Origin of the sequence: Arthrobacter methylotrophus, assembly GCF_039539965.1 — a bacterium.
GTDB classification, from domain to species: domain Bacteria; phylum Actinomycetota; class Actinomycetes; order Actinomycetales; family Micrococcaceae; genus Arthrobacter; species Arthrobacter methylotrophus.
The window spans coordinates 3165939-3191768 of sequence record NZ_BAABED010000001.1 but is presented as its reverse complement, the minus strand read 5'-3'; the positions used below and the strand labels follow the sequence as shown (position 1 = coordinate 3191768).

23 protein-coding genes are annotated in these 25830 nt (G+C 64.1%); 13 read left to right on the top strand and 10 right to left on the bottom strand.

Features of this window, described 5'->3' with window-relative positions; all coding sequences use genetic code 11:
• Nucleotides 1–84: 84 nt before the first annotated feature.
• Together ABD884_RS16640 and ABD884_RS16635 are read right to left on the bottom strand one after the other, a co-directional pair.
• Nucleotides 85–699, bottom strand: coding sequence for a carbonic anhydrase (locus ABD884_RS16640; RefSeq protein ID WP_028266411.1), 615 nt, complete (start codon nucleotides 697–699; stop codon nucleotides 85–87).
• Nucleotides 700–708: 9 nt separating this feature from the next.
• Nucleotides 709–1428, bottom strand: coding sequence for a DUF4245 domain-containing protein (locus ABD884_RS16635; protein ID WP_345048151.1), 720 nt, complete (start codon nucleotides 1426–1428; stop codon nucleotides 709–711).
• Nucleotides 1429–1629: 201 nt separating this feature from the next.
• Between ABD884_RS16635 and glpX the strand changes: the two genes are divergently transcribed.
• Nucleotides 1630–2649 (top strand): class II fructose-bisphosphatase, encoded by a 1020-nt coding sequence (glpX, locus tag ABD884_RS16630; protein WP_028266412.1) that lies wholly within the window; start codon nucleotides 1630–1632, stop codon nucleotides 2647–2649.
• 147 nt (nucleotides 2650–2796) lie between these two features.
• Complete coding sequence (locus tag ABD884_RS16625; RefSeq protein ID WP_345048149.1) at nucleotides 2797–3750, top strand: hypothetical protein; 954 nt, start codon at nucleotides 2797–2799, stop codon at nucleotides 3748–3750.
• A 41-nt stretch (nucleotides 3751–3791) separates the two neighbouring features.
• Here the strand turns inward: ABD884_RS16625 and ABD884_RS16620 are convergent, their stop codons facing one another.
• From ABD884_RS16620 to ABD884_RS16605, 4 genes are read right to left on the bottom strand one after another with little or no spacing between them, the layout of a single operon-like run.
• Complete coding sequence (locus tag ABD884_RS16620; protein ID WP_345048146.1) at nucleotides 3792–4727, bottom strand: lipid II:glycine glycyltransferase FemX; 936 nt, start codon at nucleotides 4725–4727, stop codon at nucleotides 3792–3794.
• Nucleotides 4728–4730: 3 nt separating this feature from the next.
• A complete protein-coding gene (gene manA, locus ABD884_RS16615) occupies nucleotides 4731–5981 on the bottom strand; it encodes a mannose-6-phosphate isomerase, class I (RefSeq protein ID WP_345048141.1) in 1251 nt (416 codons plus the stop codon).
• 57 nt (nucleotides 5982–6038) lie between these two features.
• Entirely contained in the window at nucleotides 6039–6602 is a 564-nt protein-coding gene (gene purE, locus ABD884_RS16610) for a 5-(carboxyamino)imidazole ribonucleotide mutase (protein WP_028266415.1), read from the bottom strand.
• Nucleotides 6599–7786 carry a 5-(carboxyamino)imidazole ribonucleotide synthase gene (locus ABD884_RS16605; protein WP_345048135.1) on the bottom strand — a complete coding sequence of 396 codons (1188 nt, stop codon included), beginning with the start codon at nucleotides 7784–7786 and terminating at the stop codon, nucleotides 6599–6601. The genes purE and ABD884_RS16605 overlap by 4 nt, the downstream gene beginning before the upstream one ends.
• Before the next feature lie 197 nt (nucleotides 7787–7983).
• Here ABD884_RS16605 and ABD884_RS16600 point away from each other — a divergent pair, with 197 nt between their 5' ends.
• On the top strand, nucleotides 7984–8538 hold the full coding sequence (locus ABD884_RS16600; RefSeq protein ID WP_345048132.1) for a GtrA family protein: 555 nt from the start codon (nucleotides 7984–7986) through the stop codon (nucleotides 8536–8538).
• Here the strand turns inward: ABD884_RS16600 and ABD884_RS16595 are convergent.
• The gene (locus tag ABD884_RS16595; RefSeq protein WP_345048129.1) at nucleotides 8525–9223 is read right to left on the bottom strand and encodes a TIGR03089 family protein; all 699 of its coding nucleotides are present in this window, start codon (nucleotides 9221–9223) and stop codon (nucleotides 8525–8527) included. The genes ABD884_RS16600 and ABD884_RS16595 overlap by 14 nt on opposite strands.
• A gap of 364 nt (nucleotides 9224–9587) precedes the next feature.
• On the opposite strand from ABD884_RS16595, the gene ABD884_RS16590 reads away from it, so the two are divergent.
• From ABD884_RS16590 to ABD884_RS16580, 3 genes are read left to right on the top strand one after another with little or no spacing between them, the layout of a single operon-like run.
• Entirely contained in the window at nucleotides 9588–10133 is a 546-nt protein-coding gene (locus ABD884_RS16590) for a WhiB family transcriptional regulator (RefSeq protein WP_345054947.1), read from the top strand.
• Nucleotides 10133–13471 (top strand): glycosyltransferase, encoded by a 3339-nt coding sequence (locus ABD884_RS16585; protein WP_345054942.1) that lies wholly within the window; start codon nucleotides 10133–10135, stop codon nucleotides 13469–13471. Before ABD884_RS16590 ends, ABD884_RS16585 begins: the two co-directional genes overlap by 1 nt.
• Nucleotides 13464–15119 carry a DUF5719 family protein gene (locus ABD884_RS16580; RefSeq protein ID WP_345048127.1) on the top strand — a complete coding sequence of 552 codons (1656 nt, stop codon included), beginning with the start codon at nucleotides 13464–13466 and terminating at the stop codon, nucleotides 15117–15119. The genes ABD884_RS16585 and ABD884_RS16580 overlap by 8 nt, the downstream gene beginning before the upstream one ends.
• Here ABD884_RS16580 and ABD884_RS16575 read toward each other — a convergent pair.
• Nucleotides 15113–15631, bottom strand: coding sequence for a metallopeptidase family protein (locus ABD884_RS16575; protein ID WP_345048123.1), 519 nt, complete (start codon nucleotides 15629–15631; stop codon nucleotides 15113–15115). The genes ABD884_RS16580 and ABD884_RS16575 overlap by 7 nt on opposite strands.
• A 97-nt stretch (nucleotides 15632–15728) precedes the next feature.
• On the opposite strand from ABD884_RS16575, the gene ABD884_RS16570 reads away from it, so the two are divergent.
• From ABD884_RS16570 to ABD884_RS16550, 5 genes are all read left to right on the top strand, one after another.
• The gene (locus ABD884_RS16570; RefSeq protein ID WP_345054937.1) at nucleotides 15729–16103 is read left to right on the top strand and encodes a DUF3499 domain-containing protein; all 375 of its coding nucleotides are present in this window, start codon (nucleotides 15729–15731) and stop codon (nucleotides 16101–16103) included.
• A gap of 172 nt (nucleotides 16104–16275) precedes the next feature.
• Nucleotides 16276–16479, top strand: a complete 204-nt coding sequence (locus ABD884_RS16565; RefSeq protein WP_345048119.1) for a Trm112 family protein — start codon at nucleotides 16276–16278, stop codon at nucleotides 16477–16479.
• A 42-nt stretch (nucleotides 16480–16521) separates the two neighbouring features.
• The gene (gene ahcY, locus ABD884_RS16560) at nucleotides 16522–18003 is read left to right on the top strand and encodes an adenosylhomocysteinase (RefSeq protein ID WP_345048116.1); all 1482 of its coding nucleotides are present in this window, start codon (nucleotides 16522–16524) and stop codon (nucleotides 18001–18003) included.
• 155 nt (nucleotides 18004–18158) lie between these two features.
• Nucleotides 18159–19418 carry a L,D-transpeptidase gene (locus tag ABD884_RS16555; protein WP_376955029.1) on the top strand — a complete coding sequence of 420 codons (1260 nt, stop codon included), beginning with the start codon at nucleotides 18159–18161 and terminating at the stop codon, nucleotides 19416–19418.
• A 94-nt stretch (nucleotides 19419–19512) separates the two neighbouring features.
• Nucleotides 19513–20745 carry a L,D-transpeptidase gene (locus tag ABD884_RS16550; protein ID WP_345048108.1) on the top strand — a complete coding sequence of 411 codons (1233 nt, stop codon included), beginning with the start codon at nucleotides 19513–19515 and terminating at the stop codon, nucleotides 20743–20745.
• A 63-nt stretch (nucleotides 20746–20808) separates the two neighbouring features.
• On the opposite strand, the gene ABD884_RS16545 is transcribed toward ABD884_RS16550, so the two are convergent.
• Nucleotides 20809–21609 (bottom strand): RDD family protein, encoded by an 801-nt coding sequence (locus tag ABD884_RS16545; protein ID WP_345048103.1) that lies wholly within the window; start codon nucleotides 21607–21609, stop codon nucleotides 20809–20811.
• Nucleotides 21610–21749: 140 nt separating this feature from the next.
• On the opposite strand from ABD884_RS16545, the gene ABD884_RS16540 reads away from it, so the two are divergent.
• Both ABD884_RS16540 and ABD884_RS16535 read left to right on the top strand, forming a co-directional pair.
• A complete protein-coding gene (locus ABD884_RS16540) occupies nucleotides 21750–22742 on the top strand; it encodes a stage II sporulation protein M (RefSeq protein WP_345048101.1) in 993 nt (330 codons plus the stop codon).
• Nucleotides 22743–22887: 145 nt separating this feature from the next.
• A complete protein-coding gene (locus ABD884_RS16535; protein WP_345048098.1) occupies nucleotides 22888–24051 on the top strand; it encodes a TIGR01906 family membrane protein in 1164 nt (387 codons plus the stop codon).
• A gap of 37 nt (nucleotides 24052–24088) precedes the next feature.
• Here ABD884_RS16535 and ABD884_RS16530 read toward each other — a convergent pair whose 3' ends face one another.
• Nucleotides 24089–25735: a dolichyl-phosphate-mannose--protein mannosyltransferase gene (locus ABD884_RS16530; protein ID WP_345048096.1), complete on the bottom strand. Its 1647-nt coding sequence runs from the start codon at nucleotides 25733–25735 to the stop codon at nucleotides 24089–24091.
• Nucleotides 25736–25830 lie beyond the last annotated feature (95 nt).

Genomic DNA, 25830 nt, shown 5'->3' with positions numbered 1-25830 from the left:
GGCGGGTGGCCGCTTGACCGAAAACCGGCTTGCAAAGCAACGGCCGCTGATGACCGTCCGTCCCGGGCGGTTCCGGCTTTCGTTTTAGAGCTCGCCGATCCCGGAAACCAGCGCCGCACGGCCTTCGTCCAGCTTGTAGGACAGCCCGACGACGGCGGCCCGGCCGTCGTCGATCGCGGCGGAAATCACACGGGAACTGTCCGCCAAGCGGCGGGCCGTCTGCTTGACGTGTTCCACTACCATCTCGTTGACGTCCGTCTGCTCGTTGCGCATTGCCGTGAGGACGGAAGGGGTGATGCGCTCCACTAGGGAACGGATGAAACCTGCGGGCATTTCACCGGTCTCGACGGCGCTCTTGGTCGCTGTCACGGCGCCGCAGCTGTCGTGGCCAAGGATCACGATGAGCGGAACGTGAAGCTCCGAGATGCTGTACTCAAGCGAACCAAGGACCGCGTCGTCGATCACCTGCCCGGCCGTGCGGACCACGAAGGCATCGCCGAGGCCGAGATCAAAAATGATTTCCGCGGCCAGGCGGGAATCCGAGCAGCCGAAAATCACCGCAAATGGATGCTGATCCTCCACCAAGGAGTTCCGGCGCGAGGCATCCTGGTTGGGATGCAGGGATTCCCCGGCGACGAAGCGTTCATTTCCTTCGCGCAAACGGCGCCAGGCAAGGGCAGGAGTCAGATAAGTGGCCACGCCGCTACTTTACGGCGTCGGGGTAGCAGTCTGCGAAACTGTTGCGCCGGGCTTCGTGCTTGCATCCGGGGAAGGGATCGGGGCTGCGTCCACGGCCTTCACCACGGCCGCGGCCAAGGTGGAGAATTCGTCGAGTCCTGCCGTGCCGCTCAGGATGATTGTGGTTCCGCGATAGTTCAGGACCATGCTGCGGGTGCCCTTGGCCGTGTCATGGAGTTCCCAGTCATGGCCGCCGGCGCTGCGAGTGCCTGTCACCGGAGCATTACCGGTCTGCTGAAAGATCCAGGTGGGATTGGCCTTGCGAGTTTGGACAATGCCGATGAACGCTTGCTTGGGAGTGAGGTATCCGACTTCCCAAGTGGGCACCCCGTTGCCGGTGCCAGACATCCAGCGCGCGTAGTTTGGGCTGAATGTGTCGCCGGTATCCGGCGCAACAGGTGTGAAACCTGCCACATCTTTGGCGTTGGCGGCACTGCCGGCAACATCCACGTTGGGCTTGTAGCCGTTGCTCTTCGGCGCGGGGTTCATGAGGACGACCGGCAGGAATGCCAGTACGCAGAGCAGCAACGCGATGAGCATGCCGATCACTGACGCGTTCGCCCGTTTGGCTGCTTTCGCCGCGATGACGGGCTTGACGGCCGGTTGATTGCCGTCGTCGATGCTCACGGGGCCGGGGCCGTCATCGCTTAAGGGGGTGGCGGCTGTTGCTTTGTCTTGCGTATCACTCACGCTTCAATAGTCCCTTATCCAAGCGGCTAATACACAACGGCCGGCACACGCAAGGCACGTATTGAGAGCCGGTCATCCCATGACCATGCTGCTCGGCCGCGACTATGATCACTGGTAGAGGAATCATCCAGGCCGTCAAGTGTGGCCACTCCTGGTCCCACGAATCGCATCGAAGAAGAGGTTCACGTGTCTCCAGCGCCAATGTCCCAGAAGTATTCCACGATCTCGCCCGCACTCGCAGTCGGGACCGATGAGCCGGACCGCAACCTGGCCCTCGAACTTGTCCGCGTCACTGAAGCCGCGGCCATTGCGGGAGGTCACTGGGTTGGCTTCGGCGACAAGAACAAAGCTGATGGTGCCGCCGTTGACGCCATGCGCTCGTTCCTCCACACCGTCCACTTCAACGGCGTCGTTGTCATTGGCGAGGGTGAGAAGGACGAAGCCCCCATGCTCTTCAACGGCGAGCACGTCGGTGACGGCACGGGGCCGGAGTGCGACGTCGCCGTCGACCCGATCGACGGGACCCGCCTGACCGCCCTGGGCATCAACAACGCCCTCGCCGTGCTGGCAGTGGCCGAACGCGGCGCCATGTTCGATCCGTCCGCCGTGTTCTACATGGAGAAGCTCGTCACGGGTCCCGAGGCGGCTGACATGGTGGACCTGCGCCTGCCGGTGAAGCAGAACCTGCACCTGATCGCCAAGGCCAAGGGCGTCAAGGTCAACCAGCTCAACGTCATGATCCTGGACCGCGACCGCCACCGTCCGCTCGTGGAAGAAATCCGCCAGGCGGGCGCCCGCACCAAGTTCATCATGGACGGTGACGTCGCAGGCGCCATTGCCGCCGCACGCTCCGGCACCGGCGTCGACGCCCTGATGGGTATCGGCGGTACCCCGGAGGGGATTGTTGCCGCGTGTGCCATCAAGTCCCTCGGCGGCGTCATCCAGGGCCGCTTGTGGCCCACCAGTGACGAAGAGAAGCAAAAGGCTATCGACGCCGGACACGACCTCGAGCGCGTGCTGTCCACTAACGACCTCGTCACGAGCGACAACTGCTACTTCGCGGCCACGGGCATCACCGACGGCGATCTCCTCAAGGGCGTGCGCTACTCCAAGGACAAGGTCCTGACGCAGTCCATCGTGATGCGCTCCAAGTCCGGCACCATCCGCTTCGTCGAGGGCGAGCACCAGGCCAGCAAATGGGAAGGCTACGCCCGCAAGTAGGCTCGTCCTCCCACCGATCCGCGCGAACTGGCAGCACTTGCCCTCTGAATCGAATTTTGGAGGCGTGTGCTGCCAGTTCGTTTTTAACGCCGGAATCCTACCTGTGGATAACCCAATTTAGGGCTCGAGGCCGGGCAAGAATTGAGCATGTCCCGGACTCCGATGCCCCCGCAGCTCCCAAACGGTTCCTTTCCGGCGTCGGCCGCTGAGACCCTTGGACTGAGCCAGAAGCAATTGCGCCGCGCCGGAATTGTCACGCTGTCGCGGGGACTGCGCCTGCCGTTGCACAGTAAGGGGACGGTCGCGGAACACTTGCGGGGTTACGCGGAGCTCGACCCCGATTGCTGTCTTAGCCATGGCTCGGCGGCACGGATCCACGGCATCAGTTTGTCCGTAGCCCTTGAAGAGGACTGGCGAATCCACCTTGCCCGCTCGGGCGAGAGGTGGAAACCGCGGAGGCGGAACGTCGTCGGGCACCAACTAACGTTCAAACCGGGTGAGGTGATGGAGCTCGACGGCGTCCGGCTCACCTCGCCCGCGCGGACGTGGCTGGACTTGGCCCAATTGATGAGCATCGGCGACGTTGTCGCGGCGGGCGACTCGATCGTCGTCGAACACGGCGAAAACCATCCCAGGCCACGCAGGGCACTGGCAACCATTGACGATTTAAGGGCGATGGTGGCAGCCCATCCCGGCATGCGAGGCGTCCGCAAGGCTCGGCTGGCCCTGGACTTGGTTCGAGTCGGCGCGGATTCGCCACAGGAAACGCAAATGCGCCTCACATTGCTGCATGCAGGGTTGCCTGAACCTACGCTGAACCACGTCATCCTTAACGAATGGGGCGCTGCCGCTGTGTGGCCCGATGCCGCCTACGTGAAGGAACGTATTGCCCTCCAGTACGACGGCCGTCATCACGGGGAAGCCGTGCAATACCAAAGGGACATCAAGCGCCAGACGTTGACGGAGCGCTTGGGTTGGCGTGAAGTCCGGGTTCACCATGAGGATCTGCTCGGGCCCCGGCCGGAAGTGGTAGACAAGGTTCGACGGGCGCGGTCTACCCGCCGCGAACTGGCACCAGATGCCCGGAAAATCGGAGTTTGAGGGTATCTGCTGCCAGTTCGCGCGAGGGGGAGGGGGTGGGCTCAGCGGAGCTTTTCGCGTAGCTTCCGGGTCAACTGGTAGGCGCCGTAGCGGAGCTTGTTGACGGGAAGGTCCCACGTGCCCGGGTAGGCGATTTCGCGGCCCCCGAAGGACTTCTTGAAGGCCGTGAATCCGGCCCACTTATGGTCGGGTTCGTTCTCCGGAGCCACGCCCCACAGGTCGACGTGCTTGAGCCCCTTGTCCTTCGCATCCGCCATGAGCGTGACGAGCAACGGGATGCCGGCGCTGAGCTTGCGGTGCGTATCGTCTAGTGCGGCGTGGGCGTAGGTACGGGTGTCGGCGGAGTCGTACGCGAGCGCAGCCGCAATGGGCTCACCCTCGAGTTCGGCGATGAACAGGGTGCCGGCACCGGCCGGCATGAGGGAGCGGGCCACCGCGCTCAGATAGCCGTCGCTTTGGGGTTTGAAGCCGTTGCGGGCCGCGGTCATGTGCAAGAAGTTGAGAAGCACCGAGATCTCCTCTGGATCCTGCGAAGACCGAAAGGTGACACCCTTTTTGTGGATGTTGCGGTACAGATTCCGGTTGGTGGGTTTCATGCCCGCAAGGACGTCCTTGAAATCGCCCTCCAAATCCACAATCCAGCTCAATTCCGGCTGCTGGTTGGACGGTGCCGGCTGCAGGCCACGCGCGCCCAGTACCGCAGCGGCGTCGACGGCTTGGAATCCGGCAGCGACCGGTTCCATCCGAACGCACACGGCCCGGCTGCGGCGCGCGATCGCCACGAGTGCGGACACAGCGTCGTCGAAGGCCTCCAGAGAATCGGCGACGGGTCCGTAGGGCGTATAGATCACCTTGCCCGCAGGGTTCTTTTCCTCCACAGCGAGGAACCGCCATCCCGGACCCGACTCCTCGTGCACGGTGCGGCCGAGGGAACGCTGGAAGGATGCCCAGACGGGCATCTGCAGAAAGTACTCCACCGTTTAGTTCCCCAAGCCTGTCGTGACGGCAAATGCAACGCTGGTCTCTGTTGTCCCGGCAACCGGGTGCACCATGACGGGTTCTTCGTATGCCGGGATGAACGCACTCCCGCCGCGCGCCAAGGCGAGTTCACTCTTGGGCGAGTCGAGCACCACGGAGCCTGAGACGACAACGACGACGGCGGGACCGGCCTGCGCCATCGGCACCGGTTCCGCGCCCGGAGCCAACTCGATGCGCTGGAGCTGGAACTCCCGGAACGGCGGCACATACAGGTCCTGGCCAAACCTGGAGGTCCTGGGCTCGATGCGGGGCACGCCGAGGGCAGCGAATTCGATGGTCTTCAGGAGCTCGGGAACATCAATGTGCTTGGGGGTAAGACCACCGCGAAGCACGTTGTCCGAGGCCGCCATCACTTCCACGCCAAGGCCTTTGAGGTAAGCGTGGACGTTCCCGCCCGGCAAGTATACGGATTCGCCTGGCGCCAGGAAGACAAGATTCAGGAGCAATGAAATCAGGACGCCGGGATCTCCGGGGAACTCGGCGTTGATGCGCAGGACCGCGGAGAGTTCCGCGGCGTACTGGCCCATCGGCGCGCCGGACGTCAGGACGGCGACCACCTGATCCGTGGCTTCGGAGACGGAATCCCCGCCGGTAATCAGGCGGGTGAATGAGGCTTTGAGTGCCGCGGCCTCATCGGCATCGGACAAGTCCGCAATGACTCCGGTGATGATGTCCGGAACGTCCACGGCGGCCAGGTCCATGAGGCTTGCGAGGTGCTCGAAGACGCGCTTCGAGTCGGTGGCCGGACGGAAGCCGCACAGGGCTTCGAACGGCGTCAGCGCGAAGAGCATTTCGGGCTTGTGGTTGTCGTCGCGATAGTTTCGCTCGGGTGCGTCCGCAGCCAAGCCTGCGGCATTTTCCTTCGCGAAGCCTTCCCGGGCTTGCTGCAAGCCGGGGTGGACTTGCAAGGACAGTGGCTTGTCAGCGGCGAGGAGCTTCGTAAGGAACGGCAAGCGCGGACCGAATTCGGCCAGGCTCGATCCACCGAGGAAGTGGGCGGGATCCACGCCGATGAGTGCGTCCAGGGCAACGGAGGACCCGTCCGGGCGGGTGGCCAGAGACGGCGAGCCCGGATGCGCTCCGATCCATAACTCAGCCTCGGGGCCGCCCGAGGCGGGCCTTCCCAGCAGAGCGGCGATCGCCGTCGTCGATCCCCATGCATAGGGACGCAGAAGGTTCTCAAGCTGGTACACGGCAGGGGATCCTTGTCGTTTTGGGGCGGTTCGCTGGATGTGCCAGGCAACGCCCTCTTAGTGGGTGCTCCGGGCGGAGACGTTGGCCGAGGAGAAGACTTCGGCGACCTTGTCGCGGAGCCTGGCCCCTTTTTCGGTGGCGGTGTTGTTGAGCTGCCGGGCGAATTCGAGCATATCGCCGCGGAGCCGGACGGCCATCTCGTCGGTCCCGGAAGCAAGAATACGTACGGCCAGGAGGCCTGCATTGCGGGCACCGCCGATCGACACAGTGGCTACGGGAACGCCGGCCGGCATCTGCACGATGGACAGCAAGGAGTCCATGCCGTCCAAGGTCTTCAAGGGGACAGGGACACCGATGACAGGCAGCGGGGTGACTGAAGCAAGCATGCCCGGCAAATGGGCAGCTCCGCCCGCTCCGGCGATGATGACGCGGATGCCGCGTTCATGCGCCCCCTGGCCGTAGCGGATCATCTCCGTCGGCATGCGATGGGCGGAGACGACGTCCGCCTCGAAAGGGATGCCGAATTCGGCCAGCGCGTCCGCTGCGGCTTCCATGACGGGCCAGTCCGAGTCGGATCCCATGACAAGGCCTACGATCGGGGCGGTGTTTTCTTCGCTCATGCGGTCTCCTCGGCGCTGGTCTCGGCCGGGATACGGCCGTCACGGATAATGTCGGCCACCACGGTGGCGCGGCGGCGGAGGGTATCCACGTCTGCCGCGGAGGCGCCGACGAGGTTCACGTGGCCGATCTTCCGGCCGACGCGCACCGACTTGCCGTAGCAGTGGACCTTTGCGGCGGGTTCGTAAGCGAGGGCCTGGGGATAGGCGCTGTAGAGGTCCTGGTTGGCGCCACCGAGGAAGTTCTTCATGACCGCCACAGCACCCAGCGCGTCGGTGGCTCCGAGCGGCAGGTTGAGTACGGCGCGCAGGTGTTGTTCAAACTGGCTGGTGACCGAGCCGTCCTGCGTCCAGTGGCCGGTGTTGTGCGGCCGCATGGCCAGTTCGTTGACTAGGAAGCCGACCCCGACTCCGGGCGTTTCGAAGAGCTCTGCCGCCATGACACCGGTGACTCCGAGCTCGCCCGCGATGCGCAGCGCCGCCTCTTCGGCCGCGGCGGCGACCTCCACGTGGATGTCCTGGGCCGGCGCAATCACTTCGTCGCAGACGCCGTTCACCTGGACGGTGTGGACAACCGGCCAGGCGCGGGATTCGCCACTGGGCGTCCTCGCCACGAGCGCGGACAGTTCGCGGCTGAAGTCGACCTTCTCTTCGGCCAACAGCGGACTCATGGTTTCGAACCAGTCCGCAGTGCTCCGGGCGTCCTCCGCGGAATAAATGATCCGCACGCCCTTGCCGTCATAGCCCCCACGGGGGGTCTTCAAGACGATCGGCCAGCCGGTCTGCTCGCCAAAAGCGATAAGGTCCTCCACGCCGTGGACCGCAGCCCATACCGGGTTCGGAAGCCCCAAGCGATCAATCGCGGCGCGCATCACGAGTTTGTCCTGTGCGTGCACGAGGGCATCGGGTCCGGGCTGGACGTTCACGCCCGCCTCAATCAGGGCCCGAAGGTGCTCCGTGGGAACGTGTTCGTGGTCGAACGTCATGACGTCCAAGCCTTCGGAGAACGTGAGCAGGGCCGCCAAATCCTTATAGTCGCCAACGGGAGCCGTTGCCACGGCCGGGACCGCAGAAACGTCCTCGCCTTCAGCGAGGACTCGGAGTTCAAAACCAAGGGCGGTTGCGGCTGGTGCCATCATTCGTGCGAGCTGGCCGCCGCCCACTACGCCAATTACAGGAAAATTCACAAGGTTCAGCCTACCGAACCGGTGACTGGTTCCTTGACTCTTCTGCCGGCGGGGGCCCGTGCGGTTCGAGTGAGTTCCGTCGCACGGATTTTCGGCAAGCTCCAAGGAATCCGGGCTAAAATGTAGACTTCGGCCCATCGGCCCCATAGAAACACCCCCCTAGGAACACCCCCTAGGAACAACGGCCATGGAGGGTCATGATCAACACACTTGCAGATCGCATCCGCGGACTTGCCTCGCTCTTTTGGCGCGAAGTAGCCAAGTTTGGCGCTGTCGGCGGTGTTGCGTTCGTCATAGATAACGGCCTGACCTACTATCTCATGCACGGTGTGATGTCGGACAGCGAGGCCAAGGCCCGGTTCGTCGGAGCCACCGTGGCCACCGTGTTCTCCTGGATCGCAAACCGCTTTTGGACCTTCCGTCACCGCCGCCAGGACAATGTGGTGCGCGAGTTTGTGATGTTCATCGTGATCAACGGCATTGGAATCGGCATTTCGACCGGTTTTACCGCCATCGCAAAGTACGGCATGAACATCCAAGACAAGGACATCCTCTTCTCGGCGGGTGTGGTCGGCATCCTTGTGGCCACCGTTGTGCGCTTCTTCGCTTACCGATTCCTGGTGTTCAACAAGGAACTGGACGAAGAGCCGGCCTTCTCGCATGACCACGAGCTCATCGAAGCCCACCGCAGGGCCGAGGCCCAAACAGAGGCTGGCTCCGGTGAAGGCGAGGACGCGGTCAAGCGCCGCTGACGCGCTCGTTGTCCAGCAGGTGCTGGGTGATGTCAACGTCCGGATGAACCAGGACCACTGAACCGTCGCTGTTCCATGCGCCCAGCGCGTCGGCGAGGGCTGATTCCAAGCCGTCCACTGCGCGGACCAGCAGTCGGACGCCTGCCTCATGTTCCCTGGCGAAACCGTCCAGCAGTTCACTGTGCGGATGTTCGGCTTCGGGGCGGCGCAGTGCCGGCAGTGCGGCGTCCGGCTCGGCGTGGGCCATGAACACATCGCCATGCGATCGGACTTCTGCCGCGTAATCGACGACGCCGGCCGGCAGTTCCCCGGGCCAGCGCATTGCCAGTGCCGCGAGCGGCACGGCGACGACCGCATCAAAGTCGGCGCCAGCACCGACGTCGGGGGTGTCCGTGACAAGCAGATCCGCACTGCCGCCGTCGAGCACCAATTCCATGCCGAGTTGCCAACCGGCCAGTGCCCACACCAGGGACTTCCAATGGGCCGGTAGGTCCAGGCGGAGGCTCATGCCGGGCTCGGCATCGAACTCGTCCTGGAGCAGGTTGCTGGTCTTGGCCACCCAATTGTCCAGTACCCGGCCTGAGAGCTCCACGCGTTCGGAATCAGGCCCATACCAGGTCAGGCGGGGTGACGTGGCGTGTCCGGAACGCAAGGCTGCCATCAAGTTCATCGCGGGGGTGCTCATGGCTACATCTTGCCACGGGGCGCCCCGGCAGGCTCCGGAGCATGTGAATTGCGCCACGTTGCGCCATGGGGCGGAGGGGGGATGCTTCGCCGGCTTCCGAATGATTTCCCTGAAATTCAACGAAAATACATCCTAAGTGATGTGAGGCTTCCATTTTTCGCCGGGGCGCGCCGAAGGGGCGAAAAAATCCCGGGCGTGGCGCGGCAGGTGTTTGTGCGGAAAGTTGATTATTATCGCGGCGCGGCTTGACGGCTTGGTAGTTACACACGTGTAATTAGGTATCGAACGCCGCTGCGGGAGTATCGGGTACATCACCGAGTACCGAATGAGCACGGCATCAGCTGCAAACATCAGGAGGGACGCCATGGGGCAAGCGTTGCGTGTCCAGGAAGATGCAGTCGTCGCGGAATTTGCGTCGGTCAAGTACCGGGCGCGGGAAGTTCCGGGGGATTGGTATGTTGACCCGGCGGATCCGCAGGCGGCGGACCGATACATCGAGAGCACTCGGGCGTCGCTGGAAGACCGGGCGACAGGCCTTCTTGCCGCCCACGAGGCTCTTGTAGGGGACACGCCGGCAGATCCGGAGGATGACCTCGACGATCCTCCCATGGAGCTGCGCCGTCCGCTCGACAACCCGGCGCAGCCGGTGTGGATCGGGCTTCCCGGCCAGCGGGACTTCGACGACGAAGGCGAACTCGGATGGCAGACGGACGCCCTGTGCGCCCAGACGGACCCCGAGGCGTTCTTCCCCGAAAAGGGCGGTTCAACGCGGGATGCCAAGAAGGTCTGCGGTGCATGCAATGTACGTTCGCAGTGCCTTGAATACGCACTCGCCAACGATGAACGTTTCGGTATCTGGGGCGGGCTCTCCGAGCGTGAACGCCGCAGGCTGAGGAAGCGAGCGGTCTGATTCTCAAGGCAGTACACGTTACCGCCGTCGTCGTCTCGCACGACGGCGGTAACTATCTCCCCAGAACCCTGGCCGCCCTGCTGGACCAGACGCGTCCGGCAGATGCCGCCATCGGCATTGATACGGGCTCCCGGGACAAGTCCGTAGTCCTGCTGCGACGGGCGTTCGGCGAGGCCAATGTCACCACCACAGGCGAGGCGAAAACCGGCTTCGGCGCGGCAGTTCTGGCTGGCCTGGCCCGTTCGGCTCCTTTGAAGGAGCCGGGGGTCGCGGAATGGATCTGGTTGTTGCACGACGACGCCGCTCCGGCCCCGGATGCGCTCGCCGAACTGCTTCAGGCAGTCGAGCGGGCTCCCTCGGTCACCGTGGCCGGATGCAAGCAGTTGGCCTGGAATGCGGAACGTAAACTCATCGACGCCGGCCTGTCCACGAGCCGCTGGGCCGAACGGCTGACGCTCATCGAAGCCGACGAACTTGATCAAGGCCAATACGACGGACGCACGGACACTTTCGCGGTGAATTCCGCCGGCATGCTGATCCGGCGCGACGCATGGGAGCAGCTGCGCGGATTTGACCCGGCGCTTCCGGGTGTGGGGGATGACATCGATTTCTGCTGGCGTAACTGGCTCGCGGGCAACAGGGTGGTAGTGGTTCCGGCTGCGCGTATGTTCCATGTGGAGCACCGCCCCCACGCGCTGGGGACACCAGCTGCCGCCCGCAAAAGCCAGATCCATTTGAGGCTCACCCACGCTTCGCCGTGGAAGGTTCCCCTTCACGCGCTCGGCGCCTTGCTCGGAAGCCTGTTCAGGCTTGTCTTGAGCATTCTTGTCAAAGAGCCGGGTTACGGGATTTCCCAGCTTGGCGCCACCCTTGCGGCCATCGGCCGCCCACGGGCGATCTGGCGTGCCAGGCGAAACGCCGCCCGAACCCGGCGCGTGCGACGATCCATGGTCAAGGGCCTGCAGACTCCGCGGCGCGAGGTGTGGGCTCACCGCCGCTCTCTCGTCGAGGCGATTGGCGCGGAGGAATTTCAGGAGACCACGGATTCCCTGGCTCCTGAACCGAGTGGCGACGCCGGTGACGACTTCGCGGCCCTCGCAACGAATGAGCGGGGCTGGATCGGCACAGGCGCCTTGGCGGCCGCGTTTGCTGCCTTGGCGGCCTCCTTCGTGGGGCTCTTGGGACTCTTCGGTGCAAGCGTGGTAACGGGCGGCGGCCTCCTGCCGCTGTCCGCAGTCGGTGATATCTGGCGATCGGCTTCCAGCTGGTGGATCAGCCTGGGCGCCGGCTTGCCCGGGCACGGGGATCCATTCGGCTACGTTCTGTGGCTTGTGTCAATGCTCGGTGGAGGCGACTCCAATACCGCCATGGTGTGGCTGTTGTTGTTGGCCATGCCACTGTCCGGCCTGGGCGCCTGGTTTGCCGCGGGCGCAATGACGAGGCTGCGCCGTTACCGCTTCATCGCGGCGCTCATCTGGGCCGGAGCTCCCGCACTCCAAGTCGCCTTGAACCAAGGACGGGTCGGCGCCCTCGTGGCCCACATGGCGATGCCTCTCCTGGTTTTGGCTCTCTTGCGAGCCACCGGATCAGCCCTCGGCCGCGGTGCTGCAATAAGCCAGAACCAGAGCCAGCCATCCGGAGCAATCGCAGCCAAGCCGGTGCCGGGCAAGCCGGGCATCAACGGGACGCCCTCGTGGACGGCTGCCGCCGCTGCCGGCCTGGCGCTGGGTGTCGTGACCGCATCTGCGCCGTCCCTGCTACTCCCTTTTGCCGTCCTTATTGTATTTTGCGGTATTGCCCTGGGACGGCGTGGACGGACCATTTGGTGGTCACTGCTGCCGAGCGCCGCACTGTTCGCACCTTTCGCGCTCTCTGTCTTGGAACGGCCCCGTGCCATGCTTGCCGATCCAGGCCTTCCATTGGGTTTCCAGGCCGCACCGGTGTGGCAGCAACTGCTGGGACAACCCCTGAAATTCGACCTCGACGGCGGCTTGGCCGGGTTGGCACTCTTCGGCCCCTCCAGCATCCCGTGGGCGCTGCTCTTTGCTCTGCTGCTCGGCGCGCCGGTCCTGCTTCTGTCCGTCGTTGCACTGTTTTCGCCTGGCCGGCGCTCACGCGTCGCACGCTTCCTGTGGGCCGCAGCCTTCGTGTTCCTGGCCTGGGCTTGGCTCGCCGGACATGTGGCAACAGGCGCCAACGGCGACCTTCTGGTGACACCTTTCACTGGTCCGGCTGTGTCCGCTGCAGGGTTCGCGGTCCTGGGAGCCGCATTGATCGGAGCCGAAAACCTCTTTCACCTCAGGACTAACGCACAAGATGGCCGTCCGGTCCGGCGTGTGGCTATGCGTACCGTTTCTGCTGTCACATCCCTCCTCCTGATTGCCGGCCCGCTGGCCAGCATGGGCGTATGGGCCACGCAGAACGCCTTGTCCAACGCAGCTACCGTATCTTCGGCCGGCGGCGCCCTCGGCACACCACGGCTGGTCCAGCCGGCAGGGCAGGGCACGCTCCCGGCTACAGCCGTCGATCACGGCCAGGGGCCCGAACAGACCCGCACGCTGGTCATCACGGCCGACGACAATGGTGGCTACACCTCATCGCTGATGCGTGGATCCGGTACCACGATGGATTCGCTCTCCACGGTCGCCGCCGCCAGTTCCATCGCGGGATCACCCGGACAGGAACGCCTTGTAGCCGACGACGACGCCACGGCGTCCGTGCGGAACGCCGTGGCGACCATCGTTGCGGGGGCCGGCGTGGATCCCCGGCCCGGCCTTGAACAACTCGGCGCCGGATACGTCGTCCTGAAGTCCGTCGATTCCGCTGCCCAGCTGACGGCCAACCGGATAGATTCCGTTCCCGGACTGGTGGCTGTGGGCAAGACGGATTCCGGATGGTTATGGCGTGTCACGCCACTGGACAAGGCTGCGGCCGCCGACGCCGAGACGGCCCACCGGGTCAGGGTCGTTGATGCCAAGGGCGCGGTGGTTGCCCTTTTGCCATCCCTCGGAACGTCTGCCGAGGGCAACATCCCGGCAGGCGGGGATGGGCGTCTGGTGGTGCTCGCTGAGCGCGCAGATACCGGGTGGAGTGCTTGGTTGGACGGCCGCGCGCTGACTCCAACAACGTCTGGATGGGCCCAAGCATTTACCTTGCCGTCCTCGGGCGGCGCGATCGAGATCCGCTACACCACTCTCTGGGAGCCTTGGCTCAGCATTCTGCAGGCCGTAGTGATTGGATTGACGATCCTGTTGGCCATTCCCATGCCCGCCCGCAGGCCGAAGACCGGCCTGCTGAAGGAACAAAAATCCCTCCGTAAGGAGTACAGCAGTGTCTGACAACCAAGACCCCGAACCCAAGGGACGCGGGGAGTCGGGAAAGCGCGGGCAGCGCAAAGCCGGGAACCGGCAGGGCCGGAAGAGCCAGGGCATCGTGTTGGGCGTGCTCTCGGCTACGCTGCTGCTTGCGGCCGGGGCGGGCGTGGTCTCTGCGGCATCCATAGTGCCCGGGCCTGCGGGAAGCAGAGCTTTGGACTTGTCCCTCGCTGATGTTCCGGCCGGCAGGGTCGCCGCAGTGTGTCCGGCGCCGCCTCGTCTCCCTGAGGGAACCGACGCGGGCACGGACACCCAATTCAGCCCCGTTTCGCGTTCGGCCAAAAGCTTCCTGGATGCCGTCGTGCTCAGTGACTCCAGCGGATCCGTTCCGGGAAGCAACCTCGCCTCCTTAGGCGGTGCCGCGATTGCCGACATTGCCAAGCCTCCTGCCCCGGCCGCGACTCCAGTCCCAGGGCCTCCCGTGCTCAATGCCGGCGTCGTGGCCCAGCGTCCGGCGGGCGATGTCATGGTGGTTGGTGCCGATCCCATCAGCAGCCAGCGGGCCGCCGTCGCGGGCTTGATGAGCTACACCGCCGGCGACGGGGATCTCCGCGGCCTCGCGGCGGCACCTTGCCAGCAGCCGGGCAACGATGCTTGGCTCGTGGGTGCCAGCACGGCGTTGGGTCGGACCGCGATCTTGAACATCAGCAACGCCTCGGGCACGCCGGCAACTGTCAATCTAGAACTCTACGGTTCCCGTGGCCAGGTCCAAGCCTCGGGCAGCCGTGGCTTGTTGGTAGGGCCAGGAACCACCCGGTCCATTAACTTGGCCGGATTGGTCCCGAATGAGGGCCAGCTCTCAGTGCACTTGCGCAGCAGCGGCGGGCCGGTGGCAGCAAGCATCCAGCAAAGCGTTCTCCGAGGACTGACAGCCGGTGGCGTCGAGCTCATTACCCCCGGCGTTGCCGCCGCTGATGCCCAGGTCATGACCGGAGTGGACATCCAGGATCCCACCGCCGCGAAGTCACTCGGGGACAAAGCAGGTTTTTCCGACGCCGTTCCGGCGTTGCAGATTGTGGTCCCCGGTCCCGTCGACGCCGTGGTGGATGTGCGTTTGTTCGGACCGAACGGCCAGCGCGCTTTGCCCGGCGGCGGAGCTGTGACTGCCAAAGCGGGCTCGGTCACCCAAGTCCCTCTTACGGGGGTCCCAGCCGGCAGGTACACCGTCAGCGCTACCTCGGATGCGTCCTTCGCAGCGTCCACCCGCGTGACACGGGGACTCAAGGCTGAGGATCCCGTTGACTTTGCCTGGTCTCCGGCAGCGGTCCGTTTGGGCAGCCAGCATGTGATGGCCGTGCCTCAAGGTGGCACCCGGTTCCTGAGCTTCGGTGTTCCGGCGGGGCGCGCTACCGTTAGCTACACACCGGTCACTTCGGACGGCAAGGTCCACAAAACGGAAACGGTGGAGATTGCCGGGGGGACCACCTCGGTCATTGGGATTCCGGACAAGTCCGACGGCGCCGCGGTCTCCGGCTATATCGTGTCGGCGGCAGGGGACGCGGCCTACGGCGCGCTCGTCCTCGGCCAGGCCGATCAAAACGGGGTCTCGGTGCTGGCCATCCAAGATGGCGCGGCCGGTCACGAAAAAGTACAGGTCACCCTGGGCTACTGATAACGACGGCGGTACACCGGGTCCAGCGTCTCCGGCGGCACGCCGAGCATTTCGGCGGTGTACTCGACGACGACGTCGTGCACCAGGTCTTGGAGGTCCTCGCGGCCCCCGGTGGTGTGCTCGACGACGCGCCGGTAGATGGTAATGACGGGTCCGGCACCATGGCCTGCCGGAGTGTACGAGCCGAGCGGCGCCGCGGTGCCCTCAGCCACCAACTGCTCAAGGTTTGGCGGGATCTCGTCGACGGCGAACGAAACGCCGTCGAGCCGTTTGCCCCACATATCCTGCAGGCGTTCCGCAGAGTCCAGCACGAGGTCATCGAACCGTTCCGCGCGCGTCCGGTAACCGGGGACGTTGGGAAGCATGATTTCACCACGCAACCCCCGCCCGTGGCGGTTTCTGCGGCGCTCCCTGAAGCCGCGTGCGGACGTGGCCTCGCTCGTGGTTTCCTGGCTGTCCGCGGTGTCGGACAAATGGACTGTGAAGCCCGGGACGTGGTGCTGTGACTGCATATATCGACTTTAGACCCGTGATTCGGCCAACGCGACATAATGCTTGCCAAGAGGCAATGCACCGCGCCGCGGCGAAGAGCGGCTAATCTGGGATGTTGTGGGTGTAATTCGTCAGTGTTCCAGGTCCGCCTGCCGCCAATCCGCGGTGGCTACTTTGACGTACGTGTACGCCGAGTCCACGGCAGTGCTAGGTCCGTTGGCCACTTATGCCGAGCCTCACTCCTATGATCTGTGCGCGCAGCATGCGGAGTCGCTGACGGTGCCGAGGGGCTGGGAAGTCATGCGGCTCGCCATGCCGTCCTCGCCGCCGCAGCCCGGACCTGACGATCTCCTTGCTCTGGCCAACGCTGTGCGCGAAGCCGCATCGGCGCCTGCGGCGCCGGAGCACCGTACGCTCCGGACCCCCTTTGACGGGCCAAGCCCCGTGGAAGGAACCAGGCGTCACCTGCGCATCTTGCGTGACCCTTCCTGACCCGTCCTGACCCTTCATGACAGCCTGGACCACCGGGAATCACGGCGGCTGACCCCATGTGTCGCCGTCCGACTCTTGTGACAAGGTTCCCAGCGCCGCCGGGTTGTACTCTGGAAGCTGCATATCAGTCCAAAGCGGCGCCCGTGATGGTGCCATCCAGGGAGCTCCAACCATGCCAAAGGTCAGTCCTGAATTGTTGTCCATCCTGCGTTGCCCGGTGACCGGGTCGCCGCTGGAGCAGGACGGCGAGGAACTTGTCTCGACGGCGGCGGCCGCCTCCGGTGAAAAGCTCCGCTACGCCATCCAGGACGGAATCCCCTTGCTTCTGCCCCCTGAACTGCGGGCCGCCGTCAACGGTCCTGACCAGCACGCTTGAGCCCTCACTGACTTCAACCATTCGGTATTTCTAAGGATTTCCATGACTTTCGACTACAAGGTTGCCGACATCTCCCTGGCTGAAGCCGGGCGGCACCAGATCCGCCTGGCCGAGCACGAAATGCCGGGCCTCATGTCGCTACGCGCCGAGTTCGGTCCGAGCCAGCCGCTCAAGGGTGCACGCATTGCCGGGTCTCTGCACATGACGGTGCAGACCGCGGTGCTTATCGAGACGCTGACGGCGCTCGGCGCAGAGGTCCGGTGGGCCTCCTGCAACATCTTCTCCACGCAGGACGAGGCCGCTGCCGCGGTCGTGGTCGGCAAGGGAACTGCCGAGGATCCCCAAGGTGTTCCGGTGTTCGCCTGGAAGGGCGAGACTGTTGAGGAATACTGGTGGACGGCCGAGCGGATCCTCAGCTGGCCGGGCGCGGACGCCAACCCGGAGTTGGGCCCCAACATGATCCTCGACGACGGCGGCGACGCTACGCTGTTGGTCCACCGGGGTGTCGAGTTCGAAGCCGCAGGTGCCGTGCCCGTCGCCACGGAAGACGACCCCGAAGAGTATGCCTTTATCCTGGATGTCCTGCGCAAGAGCCTTGCCGCGGACCCGAAGAAGTGGACGCGCGTCGCCGCCGGCATTCGCGGCGTGAGCGAGGAAACCACTACAGGCGTGCATCGCCTCTACCAACTCGCCGAACAAGGCAAGCTTCTCTTCCCGGCCATTAACGTCAACGACTCGGTGACCAAGAGCAAATTCGACAACAAGTACGGCATCCGCCATTCGCTTCCGGACGGTATCAACCGGGCCACGGACGTCCTCATGGGCGGCAAAGTCGCTGTAGTCTGCGGTTACGGCGACGTCGGCAAGGGCGCCGCGGAGGCGCTCCGCGGCCAGGGTTCGCGCGTGATCGTGACGGAAATCGACCCCATCTGCGCACTGCAGGCAGCCATGGACGGCTACCAGGTGGCCAAGCTGGACTCGGTAGTGGAACAAGGCGACATCTTCATCACCACCACAGGCAACAAGGACGTCATCATGGCCTCCGACATGCTGCGGATGAAGAACAAAGCGATCGTGGGCAACATCGGCCACTTCGACAATGAGATTGACATGGCCGGACTGGCAAAGGTCCCCGGCGTCCAAAAGGTCGACATCAAGCCTCAGGTGCACGAGTGGGTGTTCGCCGCAGCCGATGGCCGCCACGAGCGGTCGATCATCGTGCTTTCCGAGGGGCGCCTCTTGAACTTGGGCAACGCGACCGGGCACCCCTCGTTCGTCATGAGCAACTCCTTCGCCAACCAGACGATCGCGCAGATCGAGCTATGGACCAAGAAGGACCAACCCGAGGCCGAGCGTGAATACTCGAACCAGGTCTACGTCCTGCCCAAGATCCTCGATGAGAAGGTTGCGCGCTTGCACCTGGATGCACTGGGCGTGGAATTGACCGAGCTCAGCAAGGAACAGGCCGAATACCTGGATCTTGATGTTGCCGGGCCGTACAAGCCGGAGCACTACCGGTACTAAGAACGTCGGCTGGGAACACGCGGGATGGCGGTTCCCAGCCAATGTCAAGCCACGCCCCTTAAGATGCGGCTGTGGGGCGTGAGTTTTTTGGGGGACGTGAGTTTTTGGAGAAATCAAACATGGGTCTTTATCCTGACGGCGAGCATGCAGACGCCATGGAAAGCGAGGGCGCGGTGCACACTATTGTCACCGCCGATGCGAAGCGAAGCAGGTTCCGGAAAGCGGCCTGGATCGTGGTGGTCTGCCTCGTTGCTGCGCTGAGCGGCACGTTCGCTGCCGTGGCCCCGCATGCGGCCAGTGCGGCGATCGAGTCCGAGGGATCGTCCGGTGAGCGCAGCGAAGCGGCTGCCGTGCTGCCGGTCGTGAGGCCGGCCACCGTGGTTGCTTCGCCCGCGAGCGGGGCCAAACAAGTGAATCCCGCTGCGCCCGTCACGATCGCCGTCAAGGACGGAACGCTGGACAGGGTCTCCTTGACGAGTACCCAAGGAAAGACGGTCGACGGCGCGTTGACTCCGGACGGCCTCAGCTGGACCGCGACAACGCCCCTCGAATTCAACTCCTCCTACACGTTCAACTACACGGTGACAGACGCTGCCGGCCGCGCAACGTCGAAGACCGGTTCTTTCGCGACGGTCTCCACGCAGAACGAAGCGGACGCCGCCATGTACCCGCTGGACGGCTCCAAAGTAGGTGTGGCGCAGCCGCTCCAGCTCACGTTCAGCGAACCAGTGGTCAACAAGGCCGCTGTGGAGAAGGCCATCAAGGTCACGTCCACTTCGGGCCAAGTGGGGGCCTTCCATTGGTTCAGCGACACCATGGTGCGCTACCGTCCGGAGAACTTCTGGGCAGCGAACAGCACCGTCACGGTGGACCTCAAGCTTTTCGGGGTGGACTTCGGCAACGGCCAGATCGGCAACTTCAATAAGACGAACACCTTCAAGATCGGTGACAAGAAGGTGGCGGTGGCCGACGCAGTCGCCCATACGTTCACGGTCAGTGTCAACGACCAACAAGTGGGCGAGTGGCCGGACACCATGGGCGACACCAGGTTCCCTTCCGCGCGCGGCTACTTGGTGCTGATGGAGAAGTACCGGGTGGAACATATGGATGCCTCCACCATCGGCCTCAAGCCAGGGGATCCGGCCTACTACGGACAGCTTGACGTCAACTACGCCACGCGCCTGACACCCAGCGGTGAGTTTATCCACCAGGCAACGGACTCCGCCTTGCCGTACATCGGCGTCACGAACCTCTCCCACGGTTGCGTTGGATTGGGACCGGACGGGGCGAAATGGGTGTTCGACAACATGACAACCGGAGACGTCGTCCAAGTCGTCAATACCCAGGGTGACTATGCCAATTTCGACGACGGATTCGGCGACTGGAACATTCCCTGGGCGCAGTACGCCAACTGATAGGCCGCCGCTGCCCGGGACGCATCAGTACCCCGGGTAGAATTGGCGGTCAGTCTTGGGGCTGGCGATCTGCTGGGGGATGTGGAGTTGCACTATGGCGCTGCAGGGGAAACGCAAGACCGGGAAGATTCTCGGAATCATGGGGATGTGTGCCGGTATTGCTGCCGGAGGTATCGGTGTGGCCACCGCTCCTGCCTGGCTGAGCACGGGGGTGGAATCCGAATCAGGATCACCGCAGCGCTCCGACGCCGGACTGGCGTCCCCCGTCGTCAAGGCAGTGGAACTGGGTATCACGCCCCTTGACGGAGCCCGCGAAGTGAATCCCGCCGTCGGGCCTTCCGTGAAGGCCGTGCACGGCACGCTGAAGGATGTTGAACTGGTCCCGGTCACGGGCGGCAAGGCAATCAAAGGAACCATGAGCGCTGACGGCAGCACTTGGTCCGCGCTGGATCCCTTGGCATTCAACACTGGGTACCGCTACAGGTTCACCGTTGTTGACGGCGCAGGACGGGAACTCCGGAAGACCCAAACCTTCACCACAGTGTCCACGCCCAACGAGGCCGATGCCACCGTGTTCCCCCAACATGGGTCCACCGTCGGTTCGGGGCAGCCCATCGACATCAACTTCAGCGAGCCGGTGGCGGACAAGGCTGCCATGGAAGAAACCGTGAAAATCAGTGTTTCCTCCGGCCAGGAAGTAGCCTGGCGCTGGTACTCGGACCGAAAGGTGCGTATCCGTCCGAAAGAGTTCTGGGCAGCGAACACGAGCGTCACTGTGGACATGCCCTTGTTCGGCAGGGATTTTGGCAACGGGATGATTGGGAACTCCAATGTCAAGGCCACGTTCCGGACCGGTCCGCAACGGATCGCGGTGGTGGACGACACCACCAAGACCATGAAGGTGTATTTCGACGGCGCACTCGTCAAGACCGCTCCCGTCACCCTCGGCGGCCCGGATTGGCTCTCGCCCAGCGGCTACGCCGTGATCATGGAGCAGGAGCGCCACTCCAAGTTCAACGCCGGCACCATCGGGCTAAAGCCCGGCGACAAGGGCTACTACGCACCGCTGGTCGTGGAGCATGCGAACCGGCTGACGAACTCGGGGGTCTATGTGCACCAGGCGCTCCCGTCCGCCTACGAAGCCGTCGGCTCCTACAACGTCTCCCACGGCTGCGTGGGTTTGCTCCCGGCCGACGCCGCCTGGTTCTTCAACAACATGGCGCCCGGGGATGTGGTGCAGGTCCTCAACACCGGCGCTCCGGTGGTCGAACCACTTGAAGGCTTCGGTGACTGGAACATCGCCTGGGCTGGCTACGCGAAGCGCTGAGCGCTGCCGGGACATGCGGCAGTTATGCCCGACGGCGGGACGCACCTTGCGTCCCGCGCTTGGCTAACGAGTGAACGGGAGCCTGTTGAGCCGATCCCCGACAATGGCGCTGCGTTGTTCCGCGCGGCGCAGGCGTTCCAGGTCCCGGTTCCGCCGCTCGCCCAGCACGGCGTGCAGATAGCCTTCCGGCGTCGTTCCGGGCGGCGGAGGCGGGGCGACGTACGCTGCCAGTTCAGTTGCCAGGGCTACGGCCAGGCTGGAGCGCGATTCCGGGGCCATCCGGGAGGCCTGTTGGATGAATTGTGAAGCCCGACGCGCTGTACCGTCGGGCACCCTGCCGATATCCGCGCGTCCCACCCAAGCCTGCAGGTGCGGAGGAGCGTAGGGCAGGACGGTGGGTTCGGATGGAACACGCTGCCTGAGCGAGTAGGTTCCTGCGACGACGTCTCCGAGCCTTTTCGACTTGTCGTTGAACAGCGCCACGGCGATGGCTAGTCCCCCGAACGTCGCGTAGATCTCCAGGAAGCCGATCAGCCCCCGGATCACCGCATGCCGGAAGCGGATGGATCCGCCGTCGTCGCGCACGATCCTGAGCCCGGTAGCCAGCTTGCCCAGCGAACGGCCTCGGCTCAACGTTTCCACCGCCACGGGAACGACCACGAGGCACAGCACCACGCTGGACAGGGCCATGGCACGGGCGGCTGCGCCGTCCAGGTCCGGCGCCACCATGCCGAGCAGGAACAGCAAAACGAAGAGCAACACCACATGAACCAGGACATCGAGCATGAGCCCGAGGGCCCTGGCCCCGAACGATGCCGGCCGCAGTTCAAGGACTACGGCCTCACCAGTAATGATCGAACTCAAACCGGCCCCCAAAAACTGCCACGCCGTCGCAGGACCGGATGGCTCCCGCTGGATCGAGTCTAACCGCGGACAAGGGTGGGGAGCGGGGGTCGGGACTGCTTTCGGAAGGGCAGTACTAAGGGCAGTACTAGGGTAGAGCCGTGGACATGGATGCCTTCTCCGTCGTTAACGGGCCAAAATGGTCAAGGCTGCACGAACTCGCGCGCAAACGGCGCCTGGACGGCGGCGATGCCGATGAGCTTTTGCGCTTGTACCAAGTGGTGTCTTCACATTTGTCCCTCATCCGCTCCGTGGCCCCTGAGAGCGCACTTTCCGCATCGTTGTCGGCGGCCCTGGCCCAGGCGCGCACCCGGTTTACCGGAGCCCGATCAAATTTCATGGAAGACCTTGCGCGCTTTTTCGTGGTGTCCCTGCCAGCCGCGTTCTTCCGTTTGCGATGGCTGACGGTGTGGTGCGGTGTGTTCTTCTGCCTCGTGGCCGCGGGCTATACACTCTGGATCGCGACGTCCCCGGAGGCGTTGAGGGCACTGGGAAGCAGTGGTGCCGTGAAGCAGTACGTCGACCAAGACTTTGTTGGCTACTACTCGGAAAACCCCGCCGCGTCCTTCGCGGGGGCTGTATGGACCAACAATGCCTGGATCGGGGCGCAGGCCGTGGCTTTAGGGATCACGGGTTTCTGGGTGCCCGCCATGCTTTTCATGAATGCACAGGGCCTGGGGGTCGCTGCTGGTGTCTTTGCGGCGACAGGGAAGATGGATGTGTTCTTCAGCTACATCCTTCCCCACGGCCTTATGGAGCTGACGGCCGTGTTCATCGCCTCCGCGGCCGGTCTCCGGATTTTCTGGGCTTTGGTTTCCCCCGGGCCGCGGCGCAGGATGCAGGCCGTGGCGGACGAGGGGCGCTCACTGATCACAGTGGCGCTGGGGCTGGTATTTGTCCTGTTCGTGTCCGGACTCGTGGAGGCTTTCGTGACGCCCAGCGCGCTTCCGGTGTGGGCCAAGATCCTGATCGGTTCGTTCGTTCTCGTTGCATACTGGGTCTATGCCCTGGCGCTGGGCGGACGGGCGATCCGTGCAGGCGCCACAGGTGACTTGGACATCAACGATGCCGGCTACCGGGAAATAGCCGCCTGACGGCACTCGGCTCAGGTCTCAATCCGGCTTCGCCGGGGTGGCTCCTCGTCTCTCCGCGAGGGCTGACTGTAGGCTCGAAGGCAGAGAAGATTGCCAGCGGCCCGTTCCTGCTCCGGCATGTGAATCCTACGGAAGTGAAATCGAAGTGACCGAGAAGAGCCCGATCCCCAAAGACCAGGACGCGGATATCCACGACGACGGTGATGAGCCGGCTTTCGACTGGATGAAACCTGCCCCCAAGTCCATGGCCGAGGACGCACAACCGGCGCGCGCTGACATTGCCGAGGACTCTTCCACGAAGCGCGTGCCCGACGCCAAGTCGACGTCGGATTCCGCCTCCGTCCAGCCGGTGACCGGACAGCCGGTGACCGGACAGCCGGTGACCGGACAGCCGGTGACCGGGCAGCAGCCCGAGAGCCGTGCGGACCGTAAAGCTGCCGAAGCTGCGGACGCCGGGGCAGAACCGGCGCTCTTCGCCGAGCCTTTGCCGACGTCGGCCCTTCAGGTGCGGCCCGCGGAAGCTGAAGTGGAACGTCGCTACCACGAGCGCGAGCAGGCTGCCAACGCCAAGCCCGTGGCACCGCGCATCTTCCAGGTCATCCTGGCCGTCTTCTACCCGGTGGTCCTCTTGGTGCTGGCAATCCGCGCAGTGACGAGCCCGCTGTTCCTCTGGGTGGAGTACTACCGGCCTGGATTCCCCGGTGACGGTTACGGATTCAACGCCGATGACCGGATGACCTACGGTTCCTACGCCGTGGACTATCTCAGCAACTGGTCGGGGCCCCGGTACTTGGGCGATCTTGTCAACCGGAACGGCGAGAAGCTGTTCAAGGAGGGCGAAGTCTCCCACATGGCCGACGTCAAGACCGTGATGCTTTCGGCCTTTGGTGCCGGCGCCCTCATGGTCATCATCGGCATCATCGCGATGCTGTACCTGCGCAAACGCAGCAAGGGCGGAATTCGCCGTGGCCTGTTCGCCGGTTCGATCGCCACACTGGTGCTCATCGTGGGACTCGGCACACTCGCGGCGATGGGCTGGCAGCAGTTCTTCACGGAGTTCCACCGGATTTTCTTCGCCAACGGGACATGGACATTCTCATTGGATGACACGTTGATCCGCTTGTTCCCCGGACAGTTCTGGATGGACGCCGGAATTGCGATCGGCGCTTTGGTCTTTGTCGCGGCCTTGCTGACGCTCATCTTTACGTGGCCTACCCGCCGTCGTCGCGGACTACCTCCCAAGAATGAGGCCGTCGCGGACGATTCCCGGCCTGATGCGGATACCGAGGCCGTCACATTGGAAAAATAGCGGCGGCGAGCCTAGCTGCTGGCGGCTTTGGCGAGGATCAGATCCAGGATGGCATCCACATACGCATGCGCCAGTCTTGGTAGCTGATGACTTCCGCCGTCCACACCGGATAGAAGAACGCTGACAACAGCACGGCGAGAACCACCACCAGGCCCACGACGTAGAGCCCTGAGCGTCGGCGCCACGGGGGAGCGTCGCTCCTGCCCAAGGCGAGCCCCAATCCGTAGACGAGGGCCAGGACCAAGAAAGGCTCGAAGGACAGGGCATAGAAGTAGAACATGGTCCGGTCCGGGTACATGAACCACGGCAAGTACCCGGCCGCGACGCCGGCCAGGATGGCCCCAGCCCGCCAATCGCGCCGCCCCGCCCACCAGAACAACACCACGAAGAGCGCAATCGTGGCTCCCCACCAGACGACCGGGTTTCCGACCGAGAGGATCGCGGAGGTACAGCTCTGCAGATCGCAACCGGGCGTTCCTTGCTTGGGAGACTCATAGTAGAAGGAGGTGGGCCGTCCCATCACCAACCAGGTCCACGGGCTCGCCGAATACGGATGCGGCGAGCTGAGGCTTTGATGGAAGTTGTAGGCCTCCATGTGGTAGTAGGCAAGGGATCGCAACGGCCCGGGAATCCATCCCCACGTGGCGGAGGGATTCGTATCCGCCCAATTCCGGTAGTAGGCGTCCTTGGAAAGGAACCAGCCGGTCCACGTGGACAAATACACGGCTCCAGCCACCGGGATCATGGTGAAGAATGCCGGCACGCCGTCCTTGATGATCCCGGCGCTCGGCCAACTCCGGATACCCGCAATACGCCGCGCGCTCATGTCCCAGAAGACGGTCATCAAGCCAAAGCCGGCCACGAAGAACAATGCCGACCACTTGGTGCCGACGGCCAGGCCGAGGCAAACGCCGGCTGCCAGTCGCCACCAGCGAAATCCCAGCCACGGCCCCGAGGCGAGTTGCAACGCCGTTGGCCGGCCGTCCTTCGACGCGCCCGCCAGCGCAGCGAGCCGTGCCGCCAAACGGCGCCGGCCGTCGTCGCGATCCATCAGCAAGGCACCAAAGGCCGCGAGCAACCAAAACATCAGGAAGATGTCCAGCAGGGAAGTCCGCGACATGACCAAATGGTGACCGTCGACGGCTAGCAGCAGTCCGGCGGCCGCGCCCAGAATGTGGGAACGGAAGAGCTTCAGCGCAATCAGGGCAATGAGGAAGATGGAAAGGGTGCCAGTCAGGGCCGCGGAAAATCGCCAACCGAAGGAATTGTCCGAACCGAAAAGCCACATCCCGAAGGCGATCATCCATTTTCCGACCGGTGGATGCACTACGTACTCGGGGGAGTCGAGGAGGACGTTGGGGTTACCCGCGTTGAAAGCGTCGTTGGCCTTGTCCGGCCAGCTCCGTTCGTAGCCGCTGACCAGGAGGGAGTAAGCGTCCTTGACGTAGTAGGTCTCATCGAACACGAGGCTGTGCGGGGCATCGAGGCGGACAAAACGCAGGATCCCGCCGATCACGGCTGTGATGGTGGGGATCAGCCAGAACCACAGCCGCAACGACGGCGGATAATCGCGCCAGCTCTGGATGCTACCAATGAGCCGCGTCCGCAGGGCCTGGGCCGTGAAAGCCTCGCGGGGCCGTATCAGCCAGGTTTGCGGGGTGGGGCGCACGGAGGTATCGGTCACTCAGCCCATGCTACCTTTTGCCTCCGTAGCTCACTGAAAGCCGCAGCCGGGGCATTAGGCTTGTTGGGTGACTGAACAGCTGAGCTCCCCGGATG

Coding starts and splice junctions, on each gene's coding strand:
- glpX (WP_028266412.1), top strand. CDS start 1,630: ATGTCCCAGAAGTATTCCACGATCTCGCCCGCACTCGCAGTCGGGACC.
- ABD884_RS16625 (WP_345048149.1), top strand. CDS start 2,797: ATGTCCCGGACTCCGATGCCCCCGCAGCTCCCAAACGGTTCCTTTCCG.
- purE (WP_028266415.1), bottom strand. CDS start 6,602: ATGAGCGAAGAAAACACCGCCCCGATCGTAGGCCTTGTCATGGGATCC.
- ABD884_RS16600 (WP_345048132.1), top strand. CDS start 7,984: ATGATCAACACACTTGCAGATCGCATCCGCGGACTTGCCTCGCTCTTT.
- ABD884_RS16595 (WP_345048129.1), bottom strand. CDS start 9,223: ATGAGCACCCCCGCGATGAACTTGATGGCAGCCTTGCGTTCCGGACAC.
- ABD884_RS16590 (WP_345054947.1), top strand. CDS start 9,588: ATGGGGCAAGCGTTGCGTGTCCAGGAAGATGCAGTCGTCGCGGAATTT.
- ABD884_RS16575 (WP_345048123.1), bottom strand. CDS start 15,631: ATGCAGTCACAGCACCACGTCCCGGGCTTCACAGTCCATTTGTCCGAC.
- ABD884_RS16565 (WP_345048119.1), top strand. CDS start 16,276: ATGCCAAAGGTCAGTCCTGAATTGTTGTCCATCCTGCGTTGCCCGGTG.
- ahcY (WP_345048116.1), top strand. CDS start 16,522: ATGACTTTCGACTACAAGGTTGCCGACATCTCCCTGGCTGAAGCCGGG.
- ABD884_RS16555 (WP_376955029.1), top strand. CDS start 18,159: ATGGAAAGCGAGGGCGCGGTGCACACTATTGTCACCGCCGATGCGAAG.
- ABD884_RS16550 (WP_345048108.1), top strand. CDS start 19,513: ATGGCGCTGCAGGGGAAACGCAAGACCGGGAAGATTCTCGGAATCATG.